This window comes from Emticicia sp. GW821-FHT11C11 (genome assembly GCF_058808615.1).
This window is the reverse complement of the sequence record NZ_JBXARV010000001.1, coordinates 1,442,864-1,457,287: the sequence shown is the minus strand read 5'-3', so window position 1 is coordinate 1,457,287 and position 14,424 is coordinate 1,442,864. Positions and strand designations below refer to the sequence as shown.

General features: G+C 39.7%; 12 protein-coding genes. 5 read left to right on the top strand and 7 right to left on the bottom strand.

Features of this window, described 5'->3' with window-relative positions; genetic code table 11:
- Window positions 1-4: 4 nt before the first annotated feature.
- The 5 genes from AC1RRY_RS06180 to AC1RRY_RS06160 all read left to right on the top strand — a co-directional run bounded on the left by AC1RRY_RS06180 (window position 5) and on the right by AC1RRY_RS06160 (window position 4,889).
- Window positions 5-1,201 carry a sugar transferase gene (locus AC1RRY_RS06180; RefSeq protein WP_492817355.1) on the top strand — a complete coding sequence of 399 codons (1,197 nt, stop codon included), beginning with the start codon at window positions 5-7 and terminating at the stop codon, window positions 1,199-1,201.
- Window positions 1,202-1,270: 69 nt separating this feature from the next.
- Window positions 1,271-2,131, top strand: a complete 861-nt coding sequence (locus tag AC1RRY_RS06175) for a glycosyltransferase family 2 protein (RefSeq protein WP_492817357.1) — start codon at window positions 1,271-1,273, stop codon at window positions 2,129-2,131.
- 10 nt (window positions 2,132-2,141) lie between these two features.
- Window positions 2,142-2,786, top strand: coding sequence for an acyltransferase (locus AC1RRY_RS06170; protein WP_492817359.1), 645 nt, complete (start codon window positions 2,142-2,144; stop codon window positions 2,784-2,786).
- Window positions 2,787-2,818: 32 nt separating this feature from the next.
- The gene (locus AC1RRY_RS06165) at window positions 2,819-3,727 is read left to right on the top strand and encodes a glycosyltransferase family 2 protein (RefSeq protein WP_492817361.1); all 909 of its coding nucleotides are present in this window, start codon (window positions 2,819-2,821) and stop codon (window positions 3,725-3,727) included.
- 31 nt (window positions 3,728-3,758) lie between these two features.
- Window positions 3,759-4,889: a glycosyltransferase family 4 protein gene (locus AC1RRY_RS06160; protein ID WP_492817363.1), complete on the top strand. Its 1,131-nt coding sequence runs from the start codon at window positions 3,759-3,761 to the stop codon at window positions 4,887-4,889.
- Between the two features lie 21 nt (window positions 4,890-4,910).
- Here AC1RRY_RS06160 and AC1RRY_RS06155 read toward each other — a convergent pair whose 3' ends face one another.
- The 7 genes from AC1RRY_RS06155 to AC1RRY_RS06125 form a co-directional block, all read right to left on the bottom strand.
- On the bottom strand, window positions 4,911-5,936 hold the full coding sequence (locus tag AC1RRY_RS06155) for an acyltransferase family protein (protein WP_492817365.1): 1,026 nt from the start codon (window positions 5,934-5,936) through the stop codon (window positions 4,911-4,913).
- A gap of 21 nt (window positions 5,937-5,957) precedes the next feature.
- Window positions 5,958-7,322, bottom strand: coding sequence for a lipopolysaccharide biosynthesis protein (locus AC1RRY_RS06150; protein WP_492817367.1), 1,365 nt, complete (start codon window positions 7,320-7,322; stop codon window positions 5,958-5,960).
- 45 nt (window positions 7,323-7,367) lie between these two features.
- Window positions 7,368-8,573: a glycosyltransferase gene (locus AC1RRY_RS06145; protein WP_492817369.1), complete on the bottom strand. Its 1,206-nt coding sequence runs from the start codon at window positions 8,571-8,573 to the stop codon at window positions 7,368-7,370.
- An 86-nt stretch (window positions 8,574-8,659) separates the two neighbouring features.
- Entirely contained in the window at window positions 8,660-9,835 is a 1,176-nt protein-coding gene (locus AC1RRY_RS06140) for a glycosyltransferase family 2 protein (protein WP_492856501.1), read from the bottom strand.
- An 11-nt stretch (window positions 9,836-9,846) separates the two neighbouring features.
- Window positions 9,847-11,307 carry an O-antigen ligase family protein gene (locus AC1RRY_RS06135; RefSeq protein ID WP_492817373.1) on the bottom strand — a complete coding sequence of 487 codons (1,461 nt, stop codon included), beginning with the start codon at window positions 11,305-11,307 and terminating at the stop codon, window positions 9,847-9,849.
- A 60-nt stretch (window positions 11,308-11,367) separates the two neighbouring features.
- The gene (locus AC1RRY_RS06130; protein ID WP_492817375.1) at window positions 11,368-13,512 is read right to left on the bottom strand and encodes a GumC family protein; all 2,145 of its coding nucleotides are present in this window, start codon (window positions 13,510-13,512) and stop codon (window positions 11,368-11,370) included.
- Window positions 13,509-14,273, bottom strand: a complete 765-nt coding sequence (locus tag AC1RRY_RS06125) for a TolC family protein (protein ID WP_492817377.1) — start codon at window positions 14,271-14,273, stop codon at window positions 13,509-13,511. The genes AC1RRY_RS06130 and AC1RRY_RS06125 overlap by 4 nt, the downstream gene beginning before the upstream one ends.
- Window positions 14,274-14,424 lie beyond the last annotated feature (151 nt).

Genomic DNA, 14,424 nt, shown 5'->3' with positions numbered 1-14,424 from the left:
ATACATGAATAATCCGCTGCCCAATACTCCCATTTTACCGGAAGAAGAAAAACTTCCGATAAAAATAATATTCATAGAAAAAGATGATACGGCTGTTGTGCACTTTCTGAAGAAATTCGGAAAGAAAATTCATATTAAGGTAATGAGTAGCGCAGCAGATTGCCTCAGTTACCTAAAAAATACCTACCCGCCCGATGCCATAGTGATCAGTAAAAACAATGGCGGCCTGAAATTTCTTGAGACGATCCGCGGTGAATCCTGGACTCGAACACTGCCTGTAATTATAACAAGTGAGCACATTACACACGGTTTGATTAAAGAAATACAGGAAAAAGGCGGAGATGACGTTTATCCTGCCGATTTCAGTTCAGGTGACTTACTCGTTCGTCTGGATTATTTCGTCAAGCGTCGTCATTATAAGGCTATGCAGCAAACCAAAGCCAGCATATTGGATGTAAAAATTCCTCTCTGGAAAAGATTCATCGATGTATCTACCACCGGGTTGGCGTTGCTATTGCTCTCTCCTTTATTGATTATTGTAGCGATTCTAATAAAACTCGACTCAAAGGGACCGGTCATTTATTTATCAAAACGGGTAGGAGCCGGATATAAGATTTTCAGCATTTACAAATTCAGAACCATGCGCACAGACGCTGACCAGCTGATTAAAAATATGGGTTCGCTGAATATGTATACCAAAAATGCAGAAGAGAAACATGGAGCAGGACTTTGCGACACATGCCAGGGTATAGGCACATGCCAGCAACAACTCTATATGGACGGTGAAATGATTTGCGAGAAAATGTATTTGTCTGAGAAAAAAGAGAAAGCGGCCTTTATGAAATTTCAGAACGACCCTCGTATCACCAAGCTCGGCGGATTCCTGCGTAATACAAGTATTGATGAATTACCACAGCTGTTTAATATATTTTTAGGTGATATGTCGTTGGTCGGAAATCGTCCTTTGCCATTGTATGAAGCCGAGAAACTTACAACTGACGAATATATTGAGCGTTTTGCAGGGCCGGGAGGCTTAACCGGGCTTTGGCAGGTAACCAAACGAGGTAAAGGAAAAAAAGAAATGACGGAAGAAGAACGAATTCAGTTGGACATTGAATATGCCAGAAATTTCTCGTTCAAGTACGACATGAAAATTTTCTTTATGACATTCCCTGCGTTGTTGCAGTCAGAGAATGTATAAGTCTGCTGCAATTACCGGCTAAAGAATAAATATAGACAATTGCCTGTTTTTTAAACAAAATTTAAAGAGATGAGTACATTTTCCCTGCCTACATGGGTGAAGCAGATACTTGGCAAACCTTTGTTGATTAATCAATACAGCGAAGCAGAAATTGAAGAGCTAAAGAAAAAATTAGCGAAGTTTCATGTTGAAAATCCCATTGCCAGTATCGTAATACCTGCCTGGAATGAAGAAGAAGGCATTTTGCATACATTGATCTCTCTGGCTGAAACCAACACCGAATATCCTACTGAATTGATAGTAGTAGATAATAATTCTACCGATGGCACCAATGCTTTATTGAAGCGTCTGGGGATACATGTTCTTTTTGAAGAGAAACAGGGTGTTGGGCATGCCCGGATTCAGGGCTTGCATACTGCCAAAGGCAAGTACTTATTATCTGCAGATAGTGATACCCTCTACCCTGCCGGCTGGATTACAGCTATGACTGATGCATTGATAGCCGGAGAAAAAGATAATATCTATTGTGTGCATGGTACTTATTCGTTTTTACCAAGTGATTCATCTCCTCGCTGGCAATATAGCATGTATGAGTTTCTGAGCGGTTTTGTTATCCGTAAAAATGAGAAAACCACTCCTTACCTCAATGTGCTAGGCTACAACAGTGCTTTTATCAGACAAAAAGGCGTAGAGGTAAACGGATATGATATTCCTGTTCAGCGTACGTTCAGAGGTATTGCCCGTAATACCGGCGGTTATGCCGCTGTTGACGGAATGATGGCCTACAGGCTATTGGAAGCCGGAGGGAAAATCGGAGTGGTCTCTAATGAAGGCGGTAAAGTATGGACCAACGATCGTCGTATTCAAATTGATGGCGGTATCTGGAAAGCACTGGTATTCCGCATCAAAAAGCATCTTTTCAAAAAGTAATTTCCCGGGTATGTCTATAGTTCAGTTTATTAAAACTAATGAGGGTTTAAAGAAATTCATCCATTGGTGTTTAATACCAAAACATCAGGCAAGACCACGCCTTTGGGTTTCCTGGTTTGTGAATCCTTTCTTTCACAAAAAAGGAAAAGGTGTTACCATTTGCCGAAGAACCCGCATGGACGTACTACCTTTTCAACCATTCAGTATGGGCGATTTCAGCACCATTGAAGATTTCGCTACCGTCAACAACGGTGTCGGAGCTGTAACGATTGGCAACCATACCAGAATCGGGATAGGAAATGTAGTAATTGGCCCCGTTACGATCGGAAACAACGTAATACTGGCACAGAATATAGTTATGAGTGGTTTAAACCATACTTATACTGATATTGAGACACCTATTTCATTGCAACCCGTTACTACAGCAACTATAACCATTGAAGACGATTGTTGGATAGGTGCCAATGTTGTGCTTACTGCCGGAGTTACCATTGGCAAGCATAGTGTAGTTGCCGCAGGAGCCATTGTTACAAAAAGTATTCCGCCATTCAGCATAGCGGTAGGCAACCCCGCAAAGGTTATTAAACAATACAATCCCGATTCGCAAAGATGGGAAAACACCAATAAAAAAGAGCCACTACCTGTTAACGGATAATTGCGAAAGCGTTTTCTTAAGCCCTGTCACCTATGCCCGCCGAATTCCCCAAAGTTTCTATTATTACAATCAACTTTAACGGAACAGCCGTTACAGCCGAGCTGCTGCGGTCTTTAGAAAAGATAACGTATCCTAATATAGAAGTGGTGGTGGTAGATAATAGTACGAAAACTCCCGGGCATGAGTTACCCATACAGTTTCCCTGGATAAAATACCTTGAAACGGGCGAAAACCGTGGCTTTGCAGGTGGCAACAACCAAGGGATAGAAATAGCTACCGGCGATTATCTTTTTTTGTTGAACAACGATACCGAAGTAGCACCTGATTTCCTGGAGCCGCTTGTTTCCCGAATGGAGAGTGACGCTACAATCGGAATAGTTTGCCCGAAAATACGCTACTTTGATGCACCGGATACCATACAGTTTGCCGGTTTTCTGCCTATTAATCCCATTACAGGGCGCGGGTTTTCTATCGGATACCTTGAAAAAGACCACGGGCAATATGAAGAAGCCAGGCCTACTTCAAGAGCACACGGTGCTGCCATGATGTTTTCAAGAACAGCTATGGAAAAAGTCGGACTGATGGCCGAGCTCTTCTTTCTGTATTATGAGGAAATGGACTATTGCGAGCGTTTCAAACGGGCGGGTTACACCATCTGGTATGAACCCAAAAGTAAGGTATGGCACAAGGAGTCTATCAGTACCGGAAAAGGCTCTACTCTCAAAACTTATTATTATAGTCGTAACCGCTTGCTGTACTTACGCAGAAATACTTTTGGTTTCCAAAAACTCTTAATGTATTTGTATTATTTCATTATTGCCGTACCCAAAAATATGCTGGGATACCTTATTAAAGGCGACACCGCACATCTGAAAGCATTCTGGCAGGGTTTAGTCTGGAATTTCAGTAACAGTTCGGTAGATATTCACGATAAAAAGTAATCAGTACAACGATATTATAACATCACTCGACATGCGCATAGGAATAGAAGCTCAGCGGATTTTCCGTAAAAAGAAACACGGAATGGATATAGTTATCCTCGAGGTACTACGTGAATTACAGCACTTAAGTACTCCGCATGAGTATTTTGTCTATGCCCAGCCTGACGAAGACATGCATGCCCTTTCGGCAAATGCTAACATGCATTTACGGACTGCCAATTCAGCATTGTATCCGATTTGGGAACAAAGATTGTTGCCCAAAGCTGGCAAACAAGACAAAATCGATCTACTGCATTGCACAAGTAACACAGCGCCTACCAATATATCGGTACCTTTAGTGGTTACCATTCATGATATCATCTATCTTGAAAAGTGGATGATTCGCGAAGGCTCTTATTATCAACGTTTCGGGAATTTGTACCGACGTTGGAATGTACCAAAAATCGCGTCGAAAGCAGAAGTTATCATCACAGTGAGTGATTATGAAAGAGAGCGGATTATTGAAGGATTGAAGATTCCGGCCGATAAAGTAAGAACCGTTTATAATGCCTGTGGCAAGCATTTTACGCCCGAACGCAACGAAGAAGAATTACAGGCATTCAGAAAGAAAATGGGTCTGCCCGAAAAATTCATACTCTTCCTTGGTAATACTGACCCCAAGAAAAACCTGCCGAACGTGATGAAAGCATTGGATATACTTCATCAAAGAGGGCAACTGGATTTTAAGCTGGTGATGCCTGATTTTGGAAAAGAGAATCTGCATGCTTTGCTGAAATCGCAGAATTGTGAGTATCTGCTTAATCACATTATGCTTACAGGCTATATTCCCAATAAAGAATTACCGAATCTGTATCGCCTTGCAGAACTATTCTTATATCCATCACTCAGAGAGAGCTTCGGAATCCCCATTCTTGAAGCTATGGGCTGTGGTACTCCGGTTATTACCAGTAATACTTCTGCCATGCCGGAAGTGGCTGGTCAGGGTGCATTATTAATAGACCCTACACAACCGGAACAGATTGCTGAAAAAATAATAGAAGTGCTTACCAATACAGAATTGCGCAAAGAAACCATTGCTTACGGAATCAAAAGAGCAGCCGTGTTTTCATGGCAAAAAACCGCCGAACACGTAGTTGAGATTTATAATGAAGTTTTAGGCTGATTTGTAATCCAGCCTAAAATCTCAGTCTGAAGTCGTCACTTTTTCTTTTATAATTCCCAACAAATATCTGTTGGTAAAATCCCACCTCTGTATCAATTTAATGAGCAGCAGAACAATTATAAGTGTGCTTAGGCCTACTCCCATTCCTCCAAGATTAGTAATTCTTTCTTTATCCGGGTCTCCTATGATGCGATATATCAAAAATATGATCATCGGATGATACAGGTAGATACCCAGTGATTGCTTATTAATAAGAAGAATCAACTTATGCTGAAACCAGTGTTGAGGAGCAGCATAAAGTAAAAGAAACAACACCAGACTGGTATTGAACACCATATAAGGAATTACAATGATTGTGTGCGGAACATGTCTGTAAACAAACATGACGCAAGCAACCGAGGCTGTTGATACAAAGAATAAAAGGATAAGCGGAGACGGGTAAAACTTCACCAATCCGTTTCGTAAACTAAAGCCCAGAAAGAAAAAGAATAAATAAGAATAACAACGTTTATCGCCTAAATAATAGAGGGGCTGCTGTTCTACTGCCAGTTTATTATCTCTGAAATAGATATACCAAACAACTGTAATTGCCGCGGTAATAATTAAAACAGGTATATGTGCAATTTTGTATTTGGTTACAAAATAACAAAGCAAGGCACCAAAAATATAGGCAGGTACATACCAAAGATGAAAAAACGGATAAATAAAATCAGTTAAAGTAATTTCTGACAAAGTTCTTTCTCCCAGGCTCAAAGGGAGATAACACAGAGAAGCAATGACCCATGGAATAACCAAACGATGTAACAGCCGCTGCAGATACTTGATTATTCCGTACTTAAATGCAGATTTTTTTATAAGAAAACCACTCACAGCCAGAAATACAGGCATGTGAAAGAAATAATTAAAATAAAGTAACATGCCGTTTGGCAACGAATGCGTAAAGATTACCAACATAATCAGTATACCTTTGGTGGCGTTCAGGCCGGGGTATACTTTAGTATTGATGAGATCTTCTACTACATATAATTCCTTTATGTACTTAATCATATACTGATGTTTTTAAAACTACTATTTCCTGATTTTTGCTAATGCCTGTTGAGAAAATGATTTAATTTCGCTGAAACCTACTGTAAAGAAGCTTAAAAATGTAAAGTCCAGATACTTTTTTAACCAATAGTAGCCAAATAGAACACCGGCCAGAAAAGTGAAAAATGAGGCCAGAGCCACGCCGTTGATATTACCGAAAAGATGCAGGCCGACAAAATCAAGTGTAACATTGGTAGCCAGCATGACCAACACTTTATAAAAGTTGATTCGTGGTTGATGAATAATATCCAATGTAACACCGAGGAACCGGTCTATTGGTAAAAGCATGGCGAACGACATAAAAATACGGTAAACAGTTTCGGCGTCTGTTCCCATATATGTCTTGCCACCCAGCAATCCGATTACATAACCGGCAAGCAAAATGGCTATTATTGACACCGGCACCAGTATCAGTGAAAGAGTACCTGCATATTTCTGCATTATGTACACCACTTCTTCTTTTTTATTCTTGTTAAAGGCAACAGACATGGATGGCATTCCTGTAGCTAAAAAGCTTCTCAGCGGAATTTCTATCACTTCCATAAACCGCATCGGAATGGCATACATAGCAACAGCAGCCGGACCATTCGTGCCCAGCACAAACATAATAATAAAGGTATCGGAGCTTTTTAACAGATTGGAGCTAATCGTTGTACCAACACTATACTTACCAAAATTGAATAAATCTTTGATAATCTGAGAAGAACGCTTCGAGAATGTTCTGATGTGGGTCCATCCACTAAAAACACAAAATGTGCTCACGATAAGAGCGCTTGTTGCATTGATGATAAAAAGCACATCGACATGCAATTTGTTCAGCGCGATGGTAAGCAGTATCATCAGAATAAAAAAGCCCTGATTCAATATACGCAGCACTAATAATCTATCAAACCTTTGGCTAGACTGTAGTATCCAGGATGAAATGGCAGATGGCAGCGTACATATAAATGTGATTCCGAACCATTTTACGGTATTCATCAATCCTGCGTTTCTGGTTAAATCAAATATATATGCACCACCAAAAACCAATACATTAAGTGTAACCAGTATAGCGGTAATGGCAAGCCCTAAATACCATACAGAGCCCAGCACGGCATCACCCCTCTCCTTTTCTGTGCCGGAATAGAATTTTATTAAACCCACCTGCAGAAAACCTGTTCTGAAAGTATCGAGCAATACAAACACCGTCTGAAAGAAAAACCAATAACCAATCTCACTAGCCGGTAAAAAACGAAACAGAATAGCAATAGTTACCATTGATAAAACTGCCATACTTCCATTCGCAAAAAGCGATAAGAAATGTCTGTTTTTCAGTTTTGAGATAGCAACTTTTACTATATTCATCATGTTAGATAAGCGCTTAACGATTTAATTCTTATAATTCATAGGATATTACTCCGATAGCAATTGACGTTGCACTGCATAAATTTTGTCAACACATGCCTGCCATGTATGGCTCTTGGCACAGTCAATCGCCGCATTTTTTTTCTCTTGCGATTGTGGCTCTAAAGCCTTTTCAATCGATTTTATATACTCCTGAGTGCCCACAGCCAATTCTGCATGTGGCAAAAACATTTGCATGGCAATGGTACTAGTAGCAACTGTGGGCTTACCCATAGCCAGATACTCATCAATTTTTCTGGGATAATTACCTATCGTCAGTTCATTGACTAACTGCGGGTTCATGCAGACATCAATGAATTGTATGTAAGAAGGTAATTGGGCAGGTTTTTTAGAGCCAAGAAAATGTACATTGTCCATTTCATGAAGTTTGCTCGCCTGAAACATCGCCTCCTCTGGCCCTATTAATACAAAATTCCAGTCTTTTCGTGTTGTAGCTAATTCCTCTAATAGACTAATATCTAACCTTTTCCCTGTCAGAAAACCAGTATATCCGATTCTTGGTTTAGGAATACTCGTCAAATCATCGGGTTCATTATATTGTTGATTGGGGTCATACATATCAGTTTCACAACCCTGACCAATATCCGTACTGTATTTATGAAACTGGCGCGCATAATCTGCCAGATAGGCCGAATTGGCAAAAACCGCATCCGCTTCTTTGATGGTCAATGGCTCAATTCTGGTTCCATGAAACTTAAAGTACGGGTGTTCAACCAGATTATCCCGTATGTAATAGAAATTTAATAAAGGCTGTAGATATTCTTTGGTAAACAATCCGGTAAACATCTGGCTGTCATTCAGCACAACACATTTTTCTCTATCCCATCCCAGTTGATTCAATGCTTTTTTCAGGCTTCTGAAAAACCCTTTTCCGTTCCTTCTGTTCAGAAAATCATATACTGAAATATTCCGTAACCAGTTAATAGAATAAGATATGGTAGCAGGCGTATGTACCCATAGATTATCAGATACCTTAACGGTGTTTTCTCCAAAACCCAGCGAAAGTCTGAGCCTTTTCTTACCCTCTTTTGAGCTTCTTTGTTTAAATCCGGATTTTATATCAATAGCAGGATTAACATATAAAACAGGTTTGTTTTTGCTGAATTCCATAGCCAGGTTCCGGGCATTACTTCCTAAGTTAAGTTCCCATTCCTGCTGTGCAATAACAATGTATGCTTCAACCTCTTTTACCATGATACTTTTCTTTAGCTTTTAAACCCTGTTTAAAACCCCAGATTAAACACAAAATAGCGGGTATGGCAATAATGTTCCAAGGCATATTATGAATGATCTGCTTCGCCGTGAGGCGTATGAATAAATTTTTTACGCGCTTTGCCGATATTCAGCGTGGCTATTATAATAGAAAAAATAGCCGAAGGTATCTGCAAAAATGCTGAAAGCAATTGTCTGTTATACCATTTTGCCGGAATACCCATCAATAACGAAACCGATAATGCTATAAAGAGACCAATGCTATAAAACAAAAACTGAGGCAGGAACACAACTACAAACGCAACCCATAATACCAGCGCTGCTACCAGCATTACTCTGGGTAATAAATAAGTCTGAAACACTTTATTAAAAAAGGCAACATTACCCTTAAAAAGCTGAACCCATCCCTCAACAAAGTACTTCTCCAGAAACTCAATCTGCATCGCCAGCCAGCGGCTTCTTTGCTTACTGAAAACGTCTGTTTTGGCTACTTTTTCATCAAATACATATCTGCCGTCCAGAAACGCAATTTTTTTATTTTGCTTCATTAACCTGAATTCCAGTTCTTTATCTTCTCCGGAAGTTTCACCAATGTCGGTCATCAGATTTAAAAACAGTTGCCAGTCAAAGGCCATACCGCTGCCTATCAGGGCCGAGGGTAAACCTACTGCCACGTGCCCTCTTCTGAAAATATGATTATTGATTTCTTCGGTGCAGGCATCAAGCAATGCAAAAGGTGTCTGGAGGTTCTTTGCCGTTCTGTGTCCCTGCACCACCTCATAGCCCGCTTCAAAGGCATCATTTACTGCACTTAGAAATCCAGCCGCCATGTGATTATCTGCATCAAGAATAAGCACAATATCAACAGGAACATCAACAGTGGCATCAATCGCTTTTTGCAGTGCTTTCCCTTTTGTACTCTTTTCAAAGCTTACTTCTATAACTTTTATTGGCAGAGCTTTTAGTGTAGTTAAAGTCTGTTCGCTGAAAGAATCAGCAATGATTACTACTTCAAAGAGTTCTTTCGGATAATCTTGTCTGATAGCATCCTGTGCAGTAGCAATAATTACGGCATCTTCCTTATAGCCCGGAATAAACACTCTTATTCTCCTTTTTCGCTTAGTTTCTGTAAATTTTGTTTTTTTTACCAGTTTACCAGCAACAGAAAAAAACAACAGATACAAAACCTGTATAGTAAGGTAAAAAAGAATGGCGTATTGTAAAAAAATGCTCAGGTAGTGCATAATCAGTTCTTTTATCCGATTTTTTCTGTACTTAAACTCAGGTTTTCCGGGGTATCCCATCGGGGACTTAACCAGATCAAAACCCAACTTATATAAACAATTGCCGATGACGGCATGGCATTCATTACTTCGTTCCCATAGCTACACAACAAGATACCTGTTGCCCCGGCACATAGCGATGTCAGCTGATTTTTAAGTACCGGGTCTCGCGTCTTCCAGATTATTCCGAAACATTTACCCGTAATATAAAGCATAATACCAAACCATATTACAAACCCGACGATTCCGTACATACCCCATACTTTTACATAGAGACTGTCCGGAGGAACAGTTGAGATAAATTTACCCGGATTGTATTTCACACCCCAGGTCCCCATTGTACCTACGCCTGTACCAAACGGCTTAGAACTCAGGTAATCTCTTAAAACTTTCTGGTTACGCAAACGAACTTTCAATGAAGCGTCTTCCGGATCCAATGAAGTTCGTAGCCTTACAATCTGGGCATTGCCACTACCTATTGATGTGTATTTCAACATTCCTATAAAACCAAGCCCAACCATTGACCCCAGCACCAACATCTTAATCTGCTTACTTAAGACCAGGAAAACGAACCCTCCACCCACCAGTGCAAACATAGCACCTCTGGTGCCCGATATGAGCATTCCATAAAAAAGGATTAACCCGGCTATCAGGTACCAGATTTTTTTTACTATTCCATAGGGCCCTACAACCAGTATAAGACACATAATGGCCAACTGAGCCTGAGAAGCCCCAAATTGTGCTGCCTCCGAATAATAAGAAAATATCCTTAATTTACCGAATAAAATGTGGGTACGCTTTGCGCCTGCTTCCAGCCATCTTACCTCGGCAGCATCTGGCCCGAAAACCATTTGCTTCATACCATATAATGCTCCTAAAAGAGACATGAAGATAATAACATTCAGAAAAACGTTCACATCTTTTCTCTTGTTCAGAAGCAAAAAGGCCACACCCACCGTTAGTATCCAGTATAAAGTTGCAGACCGCATCTCATAAAACCAGCCTTCAAAACTTGGCCTTTCCGGATTTCCGATTTGTAGTATCGTAATTACAAACCAAACAAAGGCTACCCAGATTAAATCATTATTCAGTTGTCTTAGTCTGAATCTGTTCGAAGTATTGAATAATATACTTAAGGATGTAATCAGCAGGATGCCGTCCATGCCCAAGCCAAATTGAACACCGGATATATGCTTACCCAAGGTAGGCATGAGGAAGCAATAAATCAAAAATACAAAAATCCCGACACGCGGCTTAAAAAAGACGAGTACCAGGAATCCTACTACAAAAGGTAAAACTATAAGCATGACACCGATAGAAGCACCTTTATCGGCGATTGTCCAACCGGCAAAAACAGATATAATAATATAAGGTATTAACCAGATATTATTAATCTTATTTCTATTAGATGTATATAAAACATCATTTCCCATGCAATCAAAGGCACATTTTATCTGGAACTCACTTTGAAATCTGTTCTTTTCAAAGCGCTCTTAATGGATAGTTTTTTTATTGCCAAATTCAAACTTCACGATACTCTTAATAAAGGCTCGTATGGCATTTCTTTTCTTAGGCACTTCTCCAAGATACTCTTCTGCGAAATCTGTTTCTACACCATTCAGAAGAATCGTAGGGTTGGTATTGGTAGTTTTCGAAAACAATGATAAAATCTCCCCATCCTTTTTATCCCAGATACGATTTGCCCGGCACAAAAGAATTGTTTGATGCAAGTGCGGGAAAAGACCCGGCTTTATAATCATTTTTTCAAGAGCCGGAAACTCAATCAAGACAATGTCTCTGTCTTGCCGGGTTGCAAGACTGGTTTCATTATCCCACTGATGTGCAGCCAGGCTCAATGGCATGGTAATGCCCAATTGCTTATATTCAAAGCTTGGCAATAACAGTTGTTTTTCAACATTAAAGGTCAACCCTGTCAATTCTCTCTCCAGCATATCAATAATAGAGCTCTTGCCTTCTCCTTTTTGTATACTTACAAATCCTATATAAATTGGTTTATCGCGTGGATCCACCCTGGAAAGTATCTGTTGAATAAGTCGTATGTTTGCCAGTTCTAAAAATCTTGGATTCTCATTAAGCAAAGGATAAATTCCCATTACCGGAAGACCAATCATCTTTCTGGCGCGTGTAGGCTCTAGTATTGTTTTATTAATGAATGCGTTTCCGATTATTATTGATAACACCATAATAAACCCACCCAAAAAGCCTACCGCTATCAGTATCATTCTTTTAGAAGCATTGGGCTTTAAAGGCAGATAAGGTGGGTCTACAATATTGAGTTTTGATGTTATCTCAGTATTTTGCTGAGATAATTTGGCCTGATTCAAGTCATGCAGCAATTGCAGATACTCTTGCTCATAAACAGATATCTGCCTTTCAATTTTCTTAAGTATAGCACCCAGAGGAGCGAATCTTCTGTATTCTTCATTAAATTCTTTTTTGCGCTTATCCATAACGGTAAGCTTTGCCTTGCTTTGCTCAACAGCAATTGTGGTTCTAAACCATTCATCCAGCACATTTTTTGTTGGAATCCCCTCCGGCGTATTCGTGTTGGCATTTAATTTATCTACAGAGCTTTTCAGTTCGTTCTCTACTGCGGTTGCAACGTTTCTCAAGCTGTCAAGTGCTTTCTTGTTGGCACCTCCCCTGCTAAGTGCTTCTGTCTGAGCTATCTTATTGTAAATATCTGCCAGCTTTTCTCTCTCGTCGATAATAGCACTTCCATACAAAGACTGATACACACGATTTTTAATATTCTCATTTACCTTGTCTAAAGACTTGGTTGAGGCCATCTCGTCCATTTCAAGATTATGATTCAAGGCATATAAATCTTCCCGCTCGCTGGCAACAGCCTTGGTTTGTTCATAATAGTTGATGATATCGTTTCTCTGGTTGAAATCCAGAAATACCCTTTCAACTGAATCTAAACGGGCATACGATTTTCTGGCCTGCTCTTCAAAATAACCAACAACTGATTCAGTCTGGCCGCCTTTCAGTAAACGGTATTTATCCATGAATATGCTTTCGAGCAATTCAAGGGTATGCTTGCATATAAACGGATCGCTGGCTTCATACGATAGCTTTATAAAATCACTGCTGCTTACTCTTGTTGATTTGATACTATTGAGGGCATCAATCGAGTAGTACTGTGTTTTAGCATTAATGATTTTATAAATAACATTGCTGTCGTTCTTCCTCATGTATTCAACAATAGCACGGCGCGTTTCAGGGAATGTAGGTTTCACTACCGTATCAATGACCGGTTGCGGAACCAATATTTTCAGTTCTTTGTAAGACTCCCAGGTAAGTTTAGACGCATCGTGTTCCTTTAGATAAAGGTGCTCAGCCAGCAAACTAATAGCCACATCTTCTTTGGTTTCTCTGGATTGTATAAGAGAAATCAGGTTATCAAAAGCATTATTGGCCGAAAAAAAGTCTGATTTTATATCCCCACTCAGATTATACCCTGAAGCAATACCGGTGTATATGGTAGATTCGGAGGTATACACCTTTTTCTCGTTTCTGGTAAAATAGTAAATGGCAGCAGCTAAAACCAAAGGAACTATAATTAACGCCTTGAGATTCTTGAGAATGATATTTAAGAAATGTAAGAAACTCATTTCACTTGGTTTAATAATGAAGACAATGTAACACCCGTGAAAGATTCTAATTGCATAAGACTGGTCTGAAAACCGTTTAATGTGGTTTCATATTCCATCTTTGCTTTATTAACGAAGTCCAGCATTCTTGAAACTTCTGATACACTCAGCTGCCCTTGCAAAAATTCTTTTTCAGCCAGATTATAATTAACCTGAAAAGACTGTTTGTTACTACTACTCAACGCCAGTAATCTGTGCGACAACTTAAAGGCCTGGTATAGGGTGATCACATCCTGCCTGATAGCCAGGGCAGAAATGTCTTTATCGTTTTCAACCATTTCAATCTGCGCCTTGCTCGACCGAAGAATATGCTTCCTGTTAAGCACACTCGTAATCGGAATACTAAGCCCTACCCCAATATTATAAAAACCTGTTTGTACCATTGTAAGCCTATTCAGTGTGTTTTCAAATGAGGTCTGATCTGAAACAGCCGAATAATTGGTACCATAATGATAACCACCTGCCAGAGATAATCCGTTTAAAATGGCATGTTTGTTTAATTTTAAAGTAGACTCAGCTACTGTTTTATTATTAGAATGTCTTTTTATCTGCGGAGAGTTTTTGATTGCTGCATCAATCAATAATGGTAATAGTTCGTCAGTAGCCAGTGCTTTTGCCAAAGTGGCATCAACCGCCGAAACTTGTGATCGGGTCTCGGAAATATTAAAGAAGAACGTCAATAAAATGCTTAATACAACTAAACCCTTTTTATGTAAAGTCATTTTAATAAGAACAGGTTATTATTTTAAAATATACACTCAATAAAGTCTTTTTGGATAATCATCCTTATTTTCAGTCAATCCCTCAAAAACTATGCCTTTTTAATGCAGCGTACCAAAAAGCAGGTACGTTGAAGCACGCAGTTCTATAACT

What these genes read in the sequence shown, in the direction of transcription:
- AC1RRY_RS06180 (WP_492817355.1), top strand. Translation starts at nt 5, where the DNA reads ATGAATAATCCGCTGCCCAATACTCCCATTTTACCGGAAGAAGAAAAA.
- AC1RRY_RS06175 (WP_492817357.1), top strand. Translation starts at nt 1,271, where the DNA reads ATGAGTACATTTTCCCTGCCTACATGGGTGAAGCAGATACTTGGCAAA.
- AC1RRY_RS06170 (WP_492817359.1), top strand. Translation starts at nt 2,142, where the DNA reads ATGTCTATAGTTCAGTTTATTAAAACTAATGAGGGTTTAAAGAAATTC.
- AC1RRY_RS06165 (WP_492817361.1), top strand. Translation starts at nt 2,819, where the DNA reads ATGCCCGCCGAATTCCCCAAAGTTTCTATTATTACAATCAACTTTAAC.
- AC1RRY_RS06160 (WP_492817363.1), top strand. Translation starts at nt 3,759, where the DNA reads ATGCGCATAGGAATAGAAGCTCAGCGGATTTTCCGTAAAAAGAAACAC.
- AC1RRY_RS06155 (WP_492817365.1), bottom strand. Translation starts at nt 5,936, where the DNA reads ATGATTAAGTACATAAAGGAATTATATGTAGTAGAAGATCTCATCAAT.
- AC1RRY_RS06150 (WP_492817367.1), bottom strand. Translation starts at nt 7,322, where the DNA reads ATGATGAATATAGTAAAAGTTGCTATCTCAAAACTGAAAAACAGACAT.
- AC1RRY_RS06145 (WP_492817369.1), bottom strand. Translation starts at nt 8,573, where the DNA reads ATGGTAAAAGAGGTTGAAGCATACATTGTTATTGCACAGCAGGAATGG.
- AC1RRY_RS06140 (WP_492856501.1), bottom strand. Translation starts at nt 9,835, where the DNA reads ATGCACTACCTGAGCATTTTTTTACAATACGCCATTCTTTTTTACCTT.
- AC1RRY_RS06135 (WP_492817373.1), bottom strand. Translation starts at nt 11,307, where the DNA reads ATGGGAAATGATGTTTTATATACATCTAATAGAAATAAGATTAATAAT.
- AC1RRY_RS06130 (WP_492817375.1), bottom strand. Translation starts at nt 13,512, where the DNA reads ATGAGTTTCTTACATTTCTTAAATATCATTCTCAAGAATCTCAAGGCG.
- AC1RRY_RS06125 (WP_492817377.1), bottom strand. Translation starts at nt 14,273, where the DNA reads ATGACTTTACATAAAAAGGGTTTAGTTGTATTAAGCATTTTATTGACG.